12 protein-coding genes and 1 pseudogene are annotated in these 13,875 nt (G+C 51.8%); 12 read left to right on the forward strand and 1 reads right to left on the reverse strand.

Going from position 1 to position 13,875, the window contains the following annotated elements; genetic code table 11:
• The first annotated feature begins 234 nt into the window (after positions 1 to 234).
• The 12 genes and pseudogenes from K5E80_RS13235 to K5E80_RS13290 all read left to right on the forward strand — a co-directional run bounded on the left by K5E80_RS13235 (position 235) and on the right by K5E80_RS13290 (position 12,429).
• Positions 235 to 2,256: an oxidoreductase gene (locus K5E80_RS13235; RefSeq protein WP_220636602.1), complete on the forward strand. Its 2,022-nt coding sequence runs from the start codon at positions 235 to 237 to the stop codon at positions 2,254 to 2,256.
• A gap of 13 nt (positions 2,257 to 2,269) precedes the next feature.
• Positions 2,270 to 3,295, forward strand: coding sequence for an electron transfer flavoprotein subunit alpha/FixB family protein (locus K5E80_RS13240; protein WP_220636603.1), 1,026 nt, complete (start codon positions 2,270 to 2,272; stop codon positions 3,293 to 3,295).
• A 107-nt stretch (positions 3,296 to 3,402) separates the two neighbouring features.
• Positions 3,403 to 4,254 (forward strand): hypothetical protein, encoded by an 852-nt coding sequence (locus K5E80_RS13245; protein WP_220636604.1) that lies wholly within the window; start codon positions 3,403 to 3,405, stop codon positions 4,252 to 4,254.
• Positions 4,255 to 4,256: 2 nt separating this feature from the next.
• Positions 4,257 to 6,191, forward strand: a complete 1,935-nt coding sequence (locus K5E80_RS13250) for a 4Fe-4S dicluster domain-containing protein (protein ID WP_220636605.1) — start codon at positions 4,257 to 4,259, stop codon at positions 6,189 to 6,191.
• Positions 6,192 to 6,296: 105 nt separating this feature from the next.
• Positions 6,297 to 7,094, forward strand: a complete 798-nt coding sequence (locus K5E80_RS13255) for an enoyl-CoA hydratase/isomerase family protein (protein WP_220636606.1) — start codon at positions 6,297 to 6,299, stop codon at positions 7,092 to 7,094.
• Positions 7,095 to 7,627: 533 nt separating this feature from the next.
• Positions 7,628 to 8,020, forward strand: coding sequence for a nuclear transport factor 2 family protein (locus K5E80_RS13260; RefSeq protein ID WP_220636607.1), 393 nt, complete (start codon positions 7,628 to 7,630; stop codon positions 8,018 to 8,020).
• 36 nt (positions 8,021 to 8,056) lie between these two features.
• Positions 8,057 to 9,238, forward strand: coding sequence for an acyl-CoA dehydrogenase family protein (locus tag K5E80_RS13265; protein ID WP_220636608.1), 1,182 nt, complete (start codon positions 8,057 to 8,059; stop codon positions 9,236 to 9,238).
• A gap of 283 nt (positions 9,239 to 9,521) precedes the next feature.
• Positions 9,522 to 10,043 (forward strand): DUF1993 domain-containing protein, encoded by a 522-nt coding sequence (locus tag K5E80_RS13270; protein ID WP_220636609.1) that lies wholly within the window; start codon positions 9,522 to 9,524, stop codon positions 10,041 to 10,043.
• Between the two features lie 18 nt (positions 10,044 to 10,061).
• Positions 10,062 to 10,268: a hypothetical protein gene (locus K5E80_RS17210; RefSeq protein ID WP_425514558.1), complete on the forward strand. Its 207-nt coding sequence runs from the start codon at positions 10,062 to 10,064 to the stop codon at positions 10,266 to 10,268.
• A 241-nt stretch (positions 10,269 to 10,509) separates the two neighbouring features.
• Positions 10,510 to 11,445, forward strand: coding sequence for an alpha/beta hydrolase (locus K5E80_RS13280; protein WP_220636611.1), 936 nt, complete (start codon positions 10,510 to 10,512; stop codon positions 11,443 to 11,445).
• A 346-nt stretch (positions 11,446 to 11,791) separates the two neighbouring features.
• Positions 11,792 to 12,073 (forward strand): annotated as a pseudogene (locus K5E80_RS13285) (zinc-binding dehydrogenase); the annotation flags it as partial.
• 56 nt (positions 12,074 to 12,129) lie between these two features.
• Positions 12,130 to 12,429 (forward strand): hypothetical protein, encoded by a 300-nt coding sequence (locus tag K5E80_RS13290; protein ID WP_220636613.1) that lies wholly within the window; start codon positions 12,130 to 12,132, stop codon positions 12,427 to 12,429.
• A 271-nt stretch (positions 12,430 to 12,700) separates the two neighbouring features.
• On the opposite strand, the gene K5E80_RS13295 is transcribed toward K5E80_RS13290, so the two are convergent.
• Positions 12,701 to 13,870 carry an acyl-CoA dehydrogenase family protein gene (locus K5E80_RS13295; protein ID WP_220636614.1) on the reverse strand — a complete coding sequence of 390 codons (1,170 nt, stop codon included), beginning with the start codon at positions 13,868 to 13,870 and terminating at the stop codon, positions 12,701 to 12,703.
• Positions 13,871 to 13,875 lie beyond the last annotated feature (5 nt).

Consider the following 13,875-nt stretch of genomic DNA (forward strand, 5'->3'; position numbering starts at 1 on the left):
TCCACCTGACCTCCGGGTGGACTTTACGCAACCTCGTAATGGTTGCGCTTTTATATCGCGGTCGCAGGACTTTTCGGATACAGGTCTTTCCTCTTGAACCATCAGAATATTCTCTTGTTCCTTGGGGGCAAAGGCCGACTGATTGCCTGCGAATTGAAGATTGTCGTCAATGCTCCGCTGCGTGCGGCGAGGCGCTTTGTTGGTTATGAAAATCACATCATCTGAAATTGGAGAATGAAAGAAATGGCTAATTATGAATATCTGTTCAAGCCCCTGCCCGTGGGCCACAAAGTTTTTAAGAACCGAATCATTTTTGGACCGCATGTCACAAATTTTTGGCCGAACCAACTGCCGGATGAGCGCACAACTGCTTATTATGAGGAACGCGCTGCAGCGGGTGTTGGAGCAATCATCATAGGGGCCTCGCCGGTTGATCAAACGGGAAATCACGCGCCATTTATGACATGTAAGATGTGGAGCGATGAGTGTATTCCTGGACTACATGACATTGCCGTAGCGGTACAACGCCATGGCGCGAAACTTTTAATACAGCTAACGCATACAGGAGTTCATAGAACGCCAGGCGATGATCCGTATCCGTTGATCGCTCCGTCCCAGGTTCCCGCTGAGGAAGAACCGTTTCATATTCCTCGAGAAGCAACTGTAGAGGACCTCCATGCCATTGCGGACAAGTTTGCTGATGCTGCGGAACGGGCGCAACGGGCCGGCCTTGATGGTATTGAGTTTCATGGGGGGCATGGATACCTCCTTTGGGCGTTTGTTACTCCGACGATGAACAAGAGAACCGACCAGTATGGCGGATCGCTCGAAAACCGTGTTCGCTTTTATCTGGAGGTTATAGACAAGGTTCGCAGGCGAGTTGGTAAGGATTTTATTGTCGGATGTCGCATTTCGTCGAGCGATATGGTTCCTGGTGCCGTAGAAATCGAGGAGGGAGCAGAAATCGCCAGGATGTTGGAGGCGACTGGGCAGGTCGACTATATTCATTGCAGCCTTGGGCTTTACCGATCGGTACACTTTACGGTTGCGTCCCACTATTCTGGATTGGAGCCCGGTTTTGAGGCGCCGCTGACGGCAACAATCAAAGCTGCGGTGAAGAATATTCCTGTATTTGTTGTCGGACGTATCAACGATCCAATACTCGCCGATAAACTGATTTCGGATGGAACAGCGGATGCGTGCGTGCTCATCCGGGAGTTGATTGCGGAACCTGAATTCGCACTCAAGGCTCAGCAAGGTCATATCGACGATATCCGCCCCTGCGCATATTGGAACCAAGGTTGCATTGGTCGCATATGGGTGGGACAGCGCCTCCAGTGTATGATGAACCATGCTTCAGGCCATGAAACGGAGTTCGGCAAGGATCACATCCACCCGGCGGCGAAGCCAAAACATATCCTTGTAGTCGGTGGCGGCCCAGCTGGCCTTGAATTTGCAAGGATTGCAGCAAAACGCGGACACCGCATCACCATCTATGAGCGTGGCTCAGAACTCGGTGGTCAGATCAACATGTTTGCCCGTTTGCCTGGGCGCGCAGAAGTCAGAAATTGGCTCGATTGGCTGGTGCGTCAAGTGCAAAAGGCAGGAGTCGATATTCATCTAAATTCGGAGGTGGACGCGACAAATATTCAAGCGCTTATCTCGGGTTCGAGCGTGGATGAGATTGTCGTTGCAAGTGGTGCTCATGCTGCTGCCGATGGTCGGTCAGGCGTTACTACGGAGCCTATCCCTGGGTATGATCAGCCACACGTACTGACATATGAGCACGTATTGGCGGGAGAACTGCCGAAGACACTCGGCTCACGCGTATTAATTGTCGATGAATTGGCCGATCGAATTGCACCGGGAATTGCGGAAATGCTTGCCGACAAGAGCCGCACCATAGAGATCCTGACCAGGTGGCCGAGTGTGGGGCACGACTCGCTAGGGCCAATGATGGAACTTCCATGGATCTACGAAAAACTCGATTCTCTGGGAATCAAGAAGACCAGTGATAGTTGGGTCAAATCGATTGATAAGGGGGCTGTGTCTGCGTTTAACATTTACTCAGGACGCGCCTGGCAAATCGAAGTCGACACCGTCATCTTGGTGACGACGAAGTACTCAAATACTGCGATCGAACGGCTTATTCGGGAGCGGACCAAACTGTCGGTGCATGTAATCGGTGACGTGGTTGCCCCTAGACTGGTTGGGGATGCCATTTCCGATGCAACTCGACTCGCTCACACCCTCTAAACAGAGTCTGGGAATGATCGAGCACAGTCTCGAGAGTTCGCCGAATTTGTGGGTGTACCTGGACGATAGAGACGGACCGACGCTTGATATTTCATCTCGTATGGTAGCGGAGTCCCGCCGGTTCGCCGCCGCCGCCGGGCTTCGTTGTTGTGGCGTCGCTCGTAACGAAATGTGTGCGCAGCGTCTGGTGTCGTCGGGGCGATGCTCTGGGATCGATACCATCTACGCGCTATCTGACGGGCCGGTCTGCTCTGAGCCGGATGTTGCGCAAGTCGCGGCGCTGTTATGTTCGGCCATCCGGCTGCATCAGCCGCAGATGCTGCTGCTTTCGTCTACCGCGCTTGATGCTGAGATCGGTGCGCGAGTCGCCGCGGAACTTGGCTGCGCTTTTTTGGGGCGCTGCATCGAGATTGAGTGGCGTGAGAAACGACCTGTCGCTCGTCGCTCTGTCTACAATAACCGTGCTCATCAAGTGCTATGCCCTGTCGGAGAACCGCCTTGGGTCGTTACAATTGACTCGCAAATCTTGGATAAGACGCCGGCATCAGAAACAAATGCTTCGACCGTAGAAATCAACACGCTCAGCATATCGGGGAAATTGCACGCTACCCCACCGGTTGTATGGCGCGTATCGGCACGTGACCTCGACTTGGCCGACGCTGATATTGTACTTTCGGTGGGGCGAGGCGTTAAGAACGAGGAGACACTTGAGCAAATACATGAACTCGCTGAGCTTCTTGGTGCTGCGGTTGGCGGTTCCCGGGAGGCCGTGTTCGGTGGCTTGGTCCCCCGTGACCGGCAAGTGGGAGCATCTGGGAAATGGATTGCCCCGCGTATCTATGTCGCGCTGGGTATTTCAGGCTCGACTTATCATATGATGGGCATTCGCGAAGCGAAACACCTAGTTGCAGTCAATATTGATTCCAGGGCACCAATCCTTGGGTCGGCGGAAATTGCTATCGTCGATGATGTCGCAAAGATTGTTCCTGCACTGCTTGAGAACCTTAAAGGCAAAGCCGATAGAGCAGCGGCAAATTGAATGCCGCCATGTACTGAAAAGCCGTGAGCCAAGAAATACGTGATCTAAGACGGTGACCCATTACTCTGGTTTCATCTGGCAGGGACAATGCTTTCGCGAAACTACCTATGAAAATAATTGTTTGCATTAAACCAAGCATTAACTCATCGGATATCTCGTACGACTTACGCAGCGGTGCGCCAGTCAGGCCCGCCCATACGATGTTAAGCGAAGCCGAGTGGGCAGCCCTTCAGACTGCTCTCGACAAAAAGAATCAGTACGATGCCCACGTCACGGTTTTAAGTGTAGCGGATGAAAGCGCTAATCCGTTGTTGTATCAAGCTTTGCGGGCTGGGGCTAACCGCGCTGTTCGCCTGTGGCACCTGGAAGACGGTGAACCTCTAGATACATATGCTGCCGCCACTGCAGCAGCGGCAGCCACAACTACTCTGGCAGCTGATCTTGTGATTTGTGCGACGCGCAGCGCGGATCTGGGCAGCGGATTCTTTCCGGCTGCTATAGCCGCTGCCGCTCATTTTGAACTGATATCCGGGGTGCTGTCGCTGTCGTTTAAGAATGGCGTGTTCGATGCTGTGCAAAAGCTTGATGGTGGTTGGCGTGCGGCACATCGCGTTCAGTTTCCTGCGGTGATTGCCGTAGAGCCTGAGATCACGAGAATTCGCCACAACACCGTTCTAGGGCGAACCTATCGCGTCGGACTGGCGGGTGAAGTAGAGACATGGACACCCGAGATGGTCGGGCTAGCGGAGATGCCTAGATCGTTGCTCAGGGAGATGGACCTGTCACTTCCAAGGATTCGCGCTCGGGTTGCATCTCCCGGAAACAAGCGGGTTTCCTCGATGGATCTTCTAAGGCGCAAGAACAAAGATGGAGCAGAGTCGAAGCAAACGAAACTGGTTGGCACACCGGAAAGCGTTGCCGAAGAACTATTGGGACTTTTCGGGAAATGGCAAGCGTGAGGATGGATCAGATCCAACTCAGAGGTCTAGGCCTTTCCCTACTCGTTTTGGTTGCGGTGGGCTTCTCCATATCACTCTATCTTCATTGTGGGTATCTTTTCAATGGACCATGGCGGATCGCATTTTTTATTTATGGTGTCTTGACAATCGCAGCGTTCATAATCGGTATTGGCAGACGGCTATGGATTTGGACATCCGGTCAGACAAGAAATGACATTCAGACCACTACCGTTGCTGAAGCGCTGAGCAGACTGTTCATGATAGTTGCGGCCCAACGTAGGGTAATTCGCAACAGTTGGCCAGGATTATTCCATGCGGCGATGTTCTGGAGTGGCGCAATACTTTTCACGGTTTATTTACTGCCGTCAGTAGGCGTAACGCTGGCAACCATACCGTATCCACTGCTAAGTGCGTTATTCCTGGGGATCAGCATAGGCAGCCTATTCTTAGCAGGCCGATTGGTTCTATTTTCATGGCCGAATCGGAAGCTGAGTTTTGCGCACACATTGGGCCGTGTTGTCGCCCCAGTTCTGATCGCCGCCGTCGGGATTGGTCATTTCTTCGTAATGCGTTCGACCGTGCTTTCGACCGGTGTGCTCTTTCTACAGTATATGTGCGCGATGACGGTCTTTGCATTAATCCCTTATTCGAGGCTTTTGCATATCATTACCGTCCCATTGTGGACGCTGGTTCGACCTGATAAGCGATTTACAATGTCGCTTCCCTTCGATCTGTCGCGTGAGACGGAGATAGAGATATCGAACAATGATCTGCCACTGGGACCAAGACGCCGCGAAGAGTTCTCTATGCGCGCTCTACTGGCGTTTGATGCATGTACGCAATGTGGTCGCTGTGAAGAAATCTGCCCCGCCCACGGCACCGGTGATGGATTTTCCCCCGCCAAGATAATGAGGCAACTGCAGTTGGCCAATGCGCCGAGCGCACCATCGGCCAATCTTGTGGCGATAGCGGAAAGTGAACAGGTGGACTGCTGCACTACTTGCGGACGTTGCGAGATTGCATGTCCGGTTGCCTTGGAGCCACTATCGGCGATTCATGAGTTACGCCGAACGACGGCATTTGAAGGGCGATTTGAATCTGGTCATGAATCTGCGTTGAGGAGGATCTCAGAATTTGGCAGTATCTGGGACAAAACAAAATCACCAGCTATTTATCTACAACCTCCTGTGCCGTGGTTAATGGAAGCAGATGGGCCCCCAGCCGAACTTGTTTACTGGGTCGGCTGCGCCGGCCGCCATGATCCGGCCGGGCAACGCATAGCCGCGACAATTGCTGGATTGTTGAACCGGGCAGGAATCCGTTGGACGACAGCGGGTGCGGAGGAATTGTGTACGGGAGATACTGCACGCCGAATGGGTGATGAGGGCTTATTTCAAAAACTCGCACTGCGAAACATTGCGTTGCTTCGACAAGCCAGGTGTAAGAAGCTACTTGTCAGTTGCGCTCACTGCTTTAACACCTTCGCCAATGAATACCCTGCGTTTGGCGGTGATTTTGAAGTCGTACACCACAGCGAACTGCTCCTCCAACTGTTACAGAATGGCCGACTGGGTCATCTGGCTGTGCTTCCAACGAAAATTACCTTTCACGACCCATGCTATCTTGGGCGCTACAACGGAAAATACGAGCCAGTACGTAACTTGCTTGACACCATCGAGGGAGTCGAGCGGCTTGAGATGCATGAGTCCCGCGAACAAAGCCGTTGCTGTGGAGCGGGAGGAGCGCGGTTGTGGCGCGATGGCGAACCTGGAGCGCGGATGGCTGCAAAACGCGCAACGCAAGTTTCGGAAGCGGGTGCAGACCTCTTGGTTACCGGTTGTCCGTTTTGCTTGACAATGCTAGAAGATCCAATTGCGCGAATGGGGGGCCGTGTACAGGATATTTCTGAGTTTGTCGCCAGTGCTGTAAGGACTTGATATCGCAATTGAAGCCCAGCAATCCTTGCCGTACCTTGATTGCAGGGCACTCATATTCAACTTGTCACGAACGTGTTTGGCGCTATTTTTTTAAGATGACTACAAATGAAACTTAGCTCACATGAATCGCTGTTATTCGACGTCAATTGCGGGATCGCACACATCCGTTTCAACCGCCCAGCGTCTCTCAATGCGATCGATGTAGCCATGGCTCAGGCTTTTCACGACGTGTGCAAGGAATTGAAACGAATGAAAGGTCTTCGCGTTATCCTGCTCAGCGGACAAGGCAAGGCTTTTATGGCCGGTGGTGACTTGGCGGCGTTTCATGCCGATCTTACTGCAGCCCCTGCAACAGCCGCGTCCTTGATCAAACATTTGCACGCCGGACTCGTCATCATGACTGAGTTGCCACAACCTGTTATAGCCCGTCTTCATGGGTCAGTCGCCGGCGCTGGCGTAAGCATTGCGCTGGCTTGCGATCTCGCGATTGCCGCCGACAACGCGCGCTTCGCGCTTGCCTATTCGCGCATTGGCGCCAGTCTCGATGCTGGTGGCTCTTGGTCCCTGCCAAGGATTGTGGGACTGCGCAAAGCGATGGAACTATCGCTATTTTCCGATCCACTCGATGCCGACGAAGCGCATCGGCTGGGTCTAGTGAATCGCGTAGTACCGTCTGCAATGCTCGTTGCGGAAACCGATGCCTGGATACGACGGCTTGCATCCGGACCGACGGGCTGCTATGGACGAATCAAACGCCTGCTTCGCGCGTCGTACGCAAACCATTTGGTTCAACAACTTGATGCCGAGCAGGCAGCGTTTTGTGAATGTGCGGCAAGCAACGACTTTGCGGAAGGATTGAACGCATTTTTCGAAAAACGTCCGGCGAATTTCCAAGGGTATTGAAATTTGATCTTGGATCCCACTTGCTCAGTTCGTTTATTCAGCGTAAGCCGGAAGAACTCTCACAATTACCCATAAACATGCACGCGAAATAAACCACTTTGATCGCTGGACCTGACAAATGTGCGCATATCGGCGACAGGAGAGCGATATTTAAGAACTGTTTTGTGGGCGAAAAAAGCCGGGACGCATACTCTCCTAAGCACCTGTGCGGATCGCTTGTGGGCGATGGCAAGCACATGGCGAGGATGAGATGCCGGAAGTTCGCTGCAAGGGGACTTACCGAGTTGACGTCTAAGACCGTCTTGGCCGGTTTTCTGACGCGAAACTCGCTGTCCAATTTTCCGGGGCTGGCTTTCGACACGATAGCAATACTAGCTAAGTGTTAAGGCCATAACGTTCAATACAAGTAATTTTGTAATCGTATATTCTCAACGGACACATTGTGGCGCAAATGGAAGTGAATAGGTTGGTGCGTTATCCATACGGAGTAATTCGTATATTCCATATTCCAATTTAAGACCGGAGGCATACTTATGAGTATCGAAGCAAACAAACAGGTGGTGACTAAGTTCTGGGCTGCTTTCTCTGTAAGTGATTTCGATACCGCGCTTACGCTATTGGGTGAGGACTTAAAGTGGTGGGTCGCCGGAGATTTCGCCATTTCCGGAACGTATTCCAAGAAGCAATTTGGAGATCTCGTCAAGGGGCTGCTGGACGACGTACCCAAAGGAATTCGTGTTACCCCACAGATTATGACTGCCGAGGAAGACCGAGTGGCAATGGTTGCAGAGTCCTACGGCAAACGTAAGAATGGCAAGATATACAATAACAAGTATCACATTCTCCATTTTATCAGGGACGGAAAGATCATTGAGGCACGCGAGTATATGGACACCAAGCACTGTAACGAGATTCTGTGTTCATAAGACCACAACTCCAATAGCGCATTGCGAGTGGGTCAGATGTCTCTTGATTTTGCTTTCGGCGTAGAAGAAAGGGCATTTCGTGAGCAAGTGAGACAGTTTCTTGACACGAAACTGCCTGAGCACTTGCGCATTGCGACGCGGCTGAATTCAGCGACCTTTGTTTCTAAGGAGATCGCCCAAGAGTGGCACAGCATATTACACAGGCAGGGGTGGCTAGGATATCTCTGGCCTGTGGAATACGGGGGGACAGGTTGGTCGCCAATACAAAGGTTTATCTTCGAGCGCGAGTGTGCTCTAGCCGATGCGCCGGCACTAATACCAATGGGCCTGAGATATGTTGGACCGGTGATCTTTACTTTCGGCAGCCCGCAGCAAAAGGAATATTTCTTGCCCCGTATTCTCAACGGCGAGCACTATTGGGCGCAAGGGTTTTCCGAGCCCGGTGCTGGGTCAGACCTCGCTGCGCTACAATGCCGAGCAGATAACAAAGGAACCCATTATCTGGTCAATGGCAGCAAGATATGGACAACCCATGCTCACTTCGCAAACTGGATATTCTGCATCTTACGTACAAGCAAATCCGCCAAGTCACAAGACGGTGTCAGCTTCATTCTGATCAATATGCAATCGCCTGGCATCCGTATCGAGCCGATAATTACCCTCGGTGGGGATCACGATGTAAATCAAGTATTCTTCGACGACGTCAAAGTACCGATCGAGAATCTGGTTGGCGAGGAGGGCCGTGGCTGGCAATACGCTAAGTTCCTGTTGGAATATGAGCGCGGAGGTGTATCGGTTTCTGGAAAGATACGCAGAGACATCGAACACCTTGTAAATTTTGCGAATCGATTAACGAACGATCGGATATTCAACCACAACCTCACTAGGTTGAAGATTAGAGTACTCGCTTTAGAGGCTACTGAATTGAGAGTAATGTCGCAAATGAAACCAGGGCGACCACCCGGCAAGGAATCGTCGATCTTGAAATTGGTTTCAGCACAACTTGAACAGGATGTTTCTAAGCTGGCGGTAGACGCGATTGGAAATAAGGCGCTGCGTCTGTTTGAGCATGACACAACACAAACCAAAGCCACTCCAATTGATTTCACAATGCCGCTCATGTCAAGATATCTTAACCTCAGAGCATCTTCAATTTATGGGGGCTCAAACGAAATCCAACGCAATATTATTGCCAGTCATGTCCTTGGTTTGCGGTAATAGATAGGGATACATTAAGTACTGAAAAATAACCGTCCCCGCCCCACCTGTCAATTACCACAAATATGCGCAAGAAATAGAACGCTTATTGTAGGATATGATTACGCAGGGGTATGGGATGCCAGAAAGACCTCCTCGGCGGACTTCACTTACGACAACGGCACTCACTGTCGATTCTAGTATCAGGCACCTACTGTTGCGTTGCTCGTTAAGCAATGACATTTGATAACAGAGTGCTCAATGAGTACCGCTCTACAGCCCAGACTGGGACGGATAGGACACCATGGCAATTTCACTATATGACATAAGTGTAATGAATTACCAGCAAACGTTGGGAGCAGTCAGCCATATTTTAAAGCTGGGTCTTGCACATTGCCAGAGCAACCACATCGACCTAGAGACCTTTGTTGAGACTCGCATGTATCACGATATGCTGCCCTTCCGTTTTCAGATCCAGTCAGTTGCCTATCATTCCTTGGGCGCAATTGAGGGAATCAAGAACGGCATTTTTCGCCCGCCTAGCAACCTTCCTGAGGACAACTACGAGGCTTTGCAAACGCTTATCAACGAAACCAATGATGCGCTGGGAAAGTTGTCAGCGACAGAAATCAATGCCATGGAGGGGGCCGAAGTTATTTTCGAATTCCGCGATCACCGGATACCATTTACCGCCGAAAGTTTTCTGCTTTCATTTTCCTTGCCCAATTTTTATTTTCATGCGACGACTGCCTACGATATTCTGCGATCCAAGGGCGTCGTTCTGGGAAAGCGCGACTACCTTGGAGGGTTGCGACTGAAGCGTTGATATTAGCTGTTGGCACGCTTGGTCGCATATGATCACGTAGGCCGTCGAGCCAGAGTCCGTGGAATTGGCCTGGTTCCTGAAACTCGGAAGGTAATCGAATGCAAAGGTCAGCGGGCGGCAGATCTGTTGGATGCTATCGAGACCAACGAAGCCTTCTCGACACAAGTCTGCAAGTTGAAAAAGGAAATCGATCTCGATCCAAGTAAGGTGAACCCCAACGGTTAGGGAGTTAACTTGAGATACTATGCGCAGGTCGCACGCTCATCATTATCCGCACAGGTTTCTCGCTACCCGTTCACGCTCTGCTCCACTCTATTTTGTGCCATCGAGGTACGAAACGGCCGAGCGACAGCAATGAAGTTCAACAATAAACGTTAAAGCGTTCAATACGTTCTTCCGGGCGTGCGTCTAAACTCAAATCCAATTTGATCAGGACGTCGGACTTTCAATTGACAAGGAGGAGCCTATGGAACCTCAACTAGTGCACTTTCGAAGTGGCGACGAGCAATGTGTAGGCGACCTTTATCTGCCGGAAAATATGCAGGGCGCACAGCCAGCGCTGGTGATTGGCCACGGCTTTAACATGGTCAAGGAAGCGCTTCGTGAGCAAGCCGCCTATCTTGCGAAAGCCGGCTATGTCGTACTTGCGATCGATTATCGCCGCTTCGGAGCGAGCGAGGGTTTGCCACGCCAGCTCATGCGGCCATTAGATGAAGTCGAGGATTTCCGGAATGCGATTTCCTATTTGCAAGACCGGCCGGACGTTGATCCTGATCGGATCGGCATTTGGGGCGTCAGCTTCGGTGGCGGCGTCGTGTTGCAGGTAGCAGCGGTTGATCGTCGCGTGAAATGCGTTGTCGCCCAGAGCCCGGCCTATCTGGATGGGCGCCAAGCGACCAAGTCGCTTTACGGCGCTCAAGCTTTCGCGCAACTGCAAACCAAACTACAGGAAGATCATCTTCGCCGATTCCGAACAGGGACGGGAGAACGAGTTCCCTGCATGGTGCCGGTTGAGCCGGGCGTCTTTCCAGTGATGCCCGGCGACACACTTTCGTCGAAGTTCATGAAAAATAACGTCGAGCTGTTTGACAGCTACAGGTTCGAGATTCCGCTTGAGTCGCTTGAGCATATGCTTATCTGGGCGCCGATGAACTTCGTCGAACACATTGCGCCCACGCCTCTGCGAATTGTAACCAACGGTGGGTACGATATTCATCACGCCCTTGACAGCATCCAGGAAGCCTATCGCAGGGCCGGCGAGCCGAAGGACCTTTCAATACTCAATTATGATGTTGTCGGCCTCTATATTGAGCCGGGGCGGGGGGAAGCGATGCGCCTCGCGATTGATTGGTTCGATAAGTATCTGCTTGGAGTTGGGCCGTTTGGCCGATCTGGTCCCTGAGGTGAGCCCAGCGGAAGAGTAAATTAACTTGAACAGCAAGGAAATCGAGTTCAGGAATGGGGCAGTAAATTAGTGCATAGTTGTTGCTTCCGTACAGCGGCCAGTTCAATGGTTAACATTCTGTCTTAGATATCGGGCATAGCTATACCATGGTGAAAAGGGGCGTTCGTTGAGCAAGCGCATCATTTCACAAATGCAGAGTATGAGATCTTGACCATCAAATGCCTCGTTTAATACTGTACCTGATTCATTGCTATCGTGCATCTCGCGCTCAAAGATGTGCCTATCTTCAACCCATCACTGGCTCGCAACATCAGCTTGGTAGAGGAGGTTACGCTCGCTACAGGCCCTGCGCTTGGGCGGACATGTCGCGATGATAGGTGTGTTATCTGGCTCCACGCCCATTGACGCCATGCAATTGACTACGGGGATTCTGTTCTCGAACGCTCGTATCAATGGGATTTATGTCGGCTCGCGTCGAATGTTCGAAGAGATGAACCAGGCGATCCGTCTGCATCATCTGCGTCCGGTAATTGATAAAGTTTTTGCCTTCGAACAGGCCCAAGATGCTTTTGTAGCACTCCAGAAGACAGATCATTTCGGCAAGCTGGTCATCCGTGTCGGTTAATTGTTGGGATGGGAGGACTTATTTTTAGTCTTACACTGAAGGCAAGCTGTTTGGCGATGGCGAGAAATCTGTTGCCCGCAATATCTTTGCTGCTGGTGCTCGGTTGTGCCGGTAGTGATGCACAAAGACAACGGCTACCGCTCGATCGGCAATTGCTGCCGGACGCCCAGGGTGTGGTCTACGATGCGCCAACCGAGCAAACCCCACAGCATCCGGCGCAGTATTGCATTACTACCGGCGGCTCTTGTGCCTTGGCTACGTCGTCGGAAACCGGCTTGTCCTGCACCTGCGATTCGAGCAATCCCAAGTACAGCTATGGCGGCCGTACCGGCAGCATCCAACCGCAATCAAAATAGGCTCTGGGCACCCTGAAACCCGTGCAGAAGGGCTGTGCATCGTCAAAGTTAGAGCGCTGTCAGTATCATAGTTGCGGCGTAACTCTGACGATAAAAGCCTAAATCACAAGGATTTAGTGGGGAGACGACTATGGTGAACCCTGGCAGACATGTCTGCGCGGCCCATTTCTTTGTCACGCGCTATTTATTTCCAAACAGGCTTTTGGTGCGATCTGGCAACCAGTAACGTCAATCGTTCCCATCATATTTGCTATTCACCGGACAAGTCCTCCTAGTCAAGGCACAATTCCGCGGCTTGCTTGACATTCAACGATGACTCGTTTTCCAGATCAATAAGCCTATCAATCTGATAATTCGGATCGCCGAGTAATGTTTGAATCATCAGCAACCGCTTGTGATACCCCCCCACGGCGAGTTCTTCAGTCATGCCCATGGCCCCGTGAAGTTGAATCGCTGCATGTCCCATGCGCAAGCCTGCTTCGGCGATGAATGCCTTGGCTGCGGCTACGTTCTGGTGCCGATCTGGTGATTCGCTTGCAATGCTGCTTGAGGCGAGCAATGCCATGCTCCTGGCCTGTTCGAGGTCCATGTAGCAATCGACCATGTGATGCTGGATGACCTGAAAGCTTCCGATGGTTTTCCCAAATTGCTTACGCTGCTGAACATAATCAAGTGTCATGTCAAACAAGACCTGCATGCAACCATATGCTTCCGCGCAGAGACCCGCTGTGGCCTCGGTCAGTACGTTTTTCAGCGCGGCCTGGGCCGCCTTGCCTTCGGCGAGCACATGGTCCCGTGGTACTGTGACGTTATGCAATCGGAGATCGCAAGCTGGTTGACCATCGACAGTGCGGTAAGAATCAATTTGCATCCCGGCTTGATCGGCGTCCAGAAGAAACAGGAAGCTGTCCTGTTCGCCTGCTGCCCCAGCAGCGCTGACAACGAATCGGTCGGCGCTTTGACCGTGGATGACCAGTCGTTTTCCGCCATTGACAACAAATCCATTTCCTTGCGGCTGAGCACGCGTTTTCTGGCTTCTCTTTCCAAATCGAGAACCCGAGTCTTCATGGGCGAAAGCAAGCAACAGGCGGCCCTCAATGAGTGGGGCCAAACAGGTTGCTCGCTGAGCCTTGGTTCCTGCGTGCTTGATCAGACCGCCGCTCAGCATTACGCTTGAAAGGAAGGGCTCGACGATCAGTCCTCTGCCGAACCATTCCATAACTAGCGCGGTGTAAGCGAAATCTAAGTTAAGACCGCCAAATTCCTCCGCAAATGGCAGACCCAGCAAGCCCATATTGGCAAAGAATTGCCAGTGATTCCTGGAAAACCCCAATTCTGACGCAAGTATCTGCCTGCGCTTCGGATATTCGTAGTTATTTTGAATGAACCGCTCGAGCGAATCGACGATTCTTTTCTGGTCTTCGTTTAGCGTAAAGTTCATGGGAT

It is taken from the genome of Georgfuchsia toluolica (assembly GCF_907163265.1).
Lineage (GTDB): Bacteria > Pseudomonadota > Gammaproteobacteria > Burkholderiales > Rhodocyclaceae > Georgfuchsia > Georgfuchsia toluolica.

Excerpts from the sequence above, each read along its gene's own strand:
- K5E80_RS13290 (WP_220636613.1), top strand. The coding sequence starts at position 12,130 with ATGGCGAGAAATCTGTTGCCCGCAATATCTTTGCTGCTGGTGCTCGGT.
- K5E80_RS13235 (WP_220636602.1), top strand. The coding sequence starts at position 235 with ATGAAAGAAATGGCTAATTATGAATATCTGTTCAAGCCCCTGCCCGTG.
- K5E80_RS13240 (WP_220636603.1), top strand. The coding sequence starts at position 2,270 with ATGATCGAGCACAGTCTCGAGAGTTCGCCGAATTTGTGGGTGTACCTG.
- K5E80_RS13245 (WP_220636604.1), top strand. The coding sequence starts at position 3,403 with ATGAAAATAATTGTTTGCATTAAACCAAGCATTAACTCATCGGATATC.
- K5E80_RS13260 (WP_220636607.1), top strand. The coding sequence starts at position 7,628 with ATGAGTATCGAAGCAAACAAACAGGTGGTGACTAAGTTCTGGGCTGCT.
- K5E80_RS13250 (WP_220636605.1), top strand. The coding sequence starts at position 4,257 with ATGGATCAGATCCAACTCAGAGGTCTAGGCCTTTCCCTACTCGTTTTG.
- K5E80_RS13270 (WP_220636609.1), top strand. The coding sequence starts at position 9,522 with ATGGCAATTTCACTATATGACATAAGTGTAATGAATTACCAGCAAACG.
- K5E80_RS13280 (WP_220636611.1), top strand. The coding sequence starts at position 10,510 with ATGGAACCTCAACTAGTGCACTTTCGAAGTGGCGACGAGCAATGTGTA.
- K5E80_RS13255 (WP_220636606.1), top strand. The coding sequence starts at position 6,297 with ATGAAACTTAGCTCACATGAATCGCTGTTATTCGACGTCAATTGCGGG.
- K5E80_RS13265 (WP_220636608.1), top strand. The coding sequence starts at position 8,057 with ATGTCTCTTGATTTTGCTTTCGGCGTAGAAGAAAGGGCATTTCGTGAG.
- K5E80_RS13295 (WP_220636614.1), bottom strand. The coding sequence starts at position 13,870 with ATGAACTTTACGCTAAACGAAGACCAGAAAAGAATCGTCGATTCGCTC.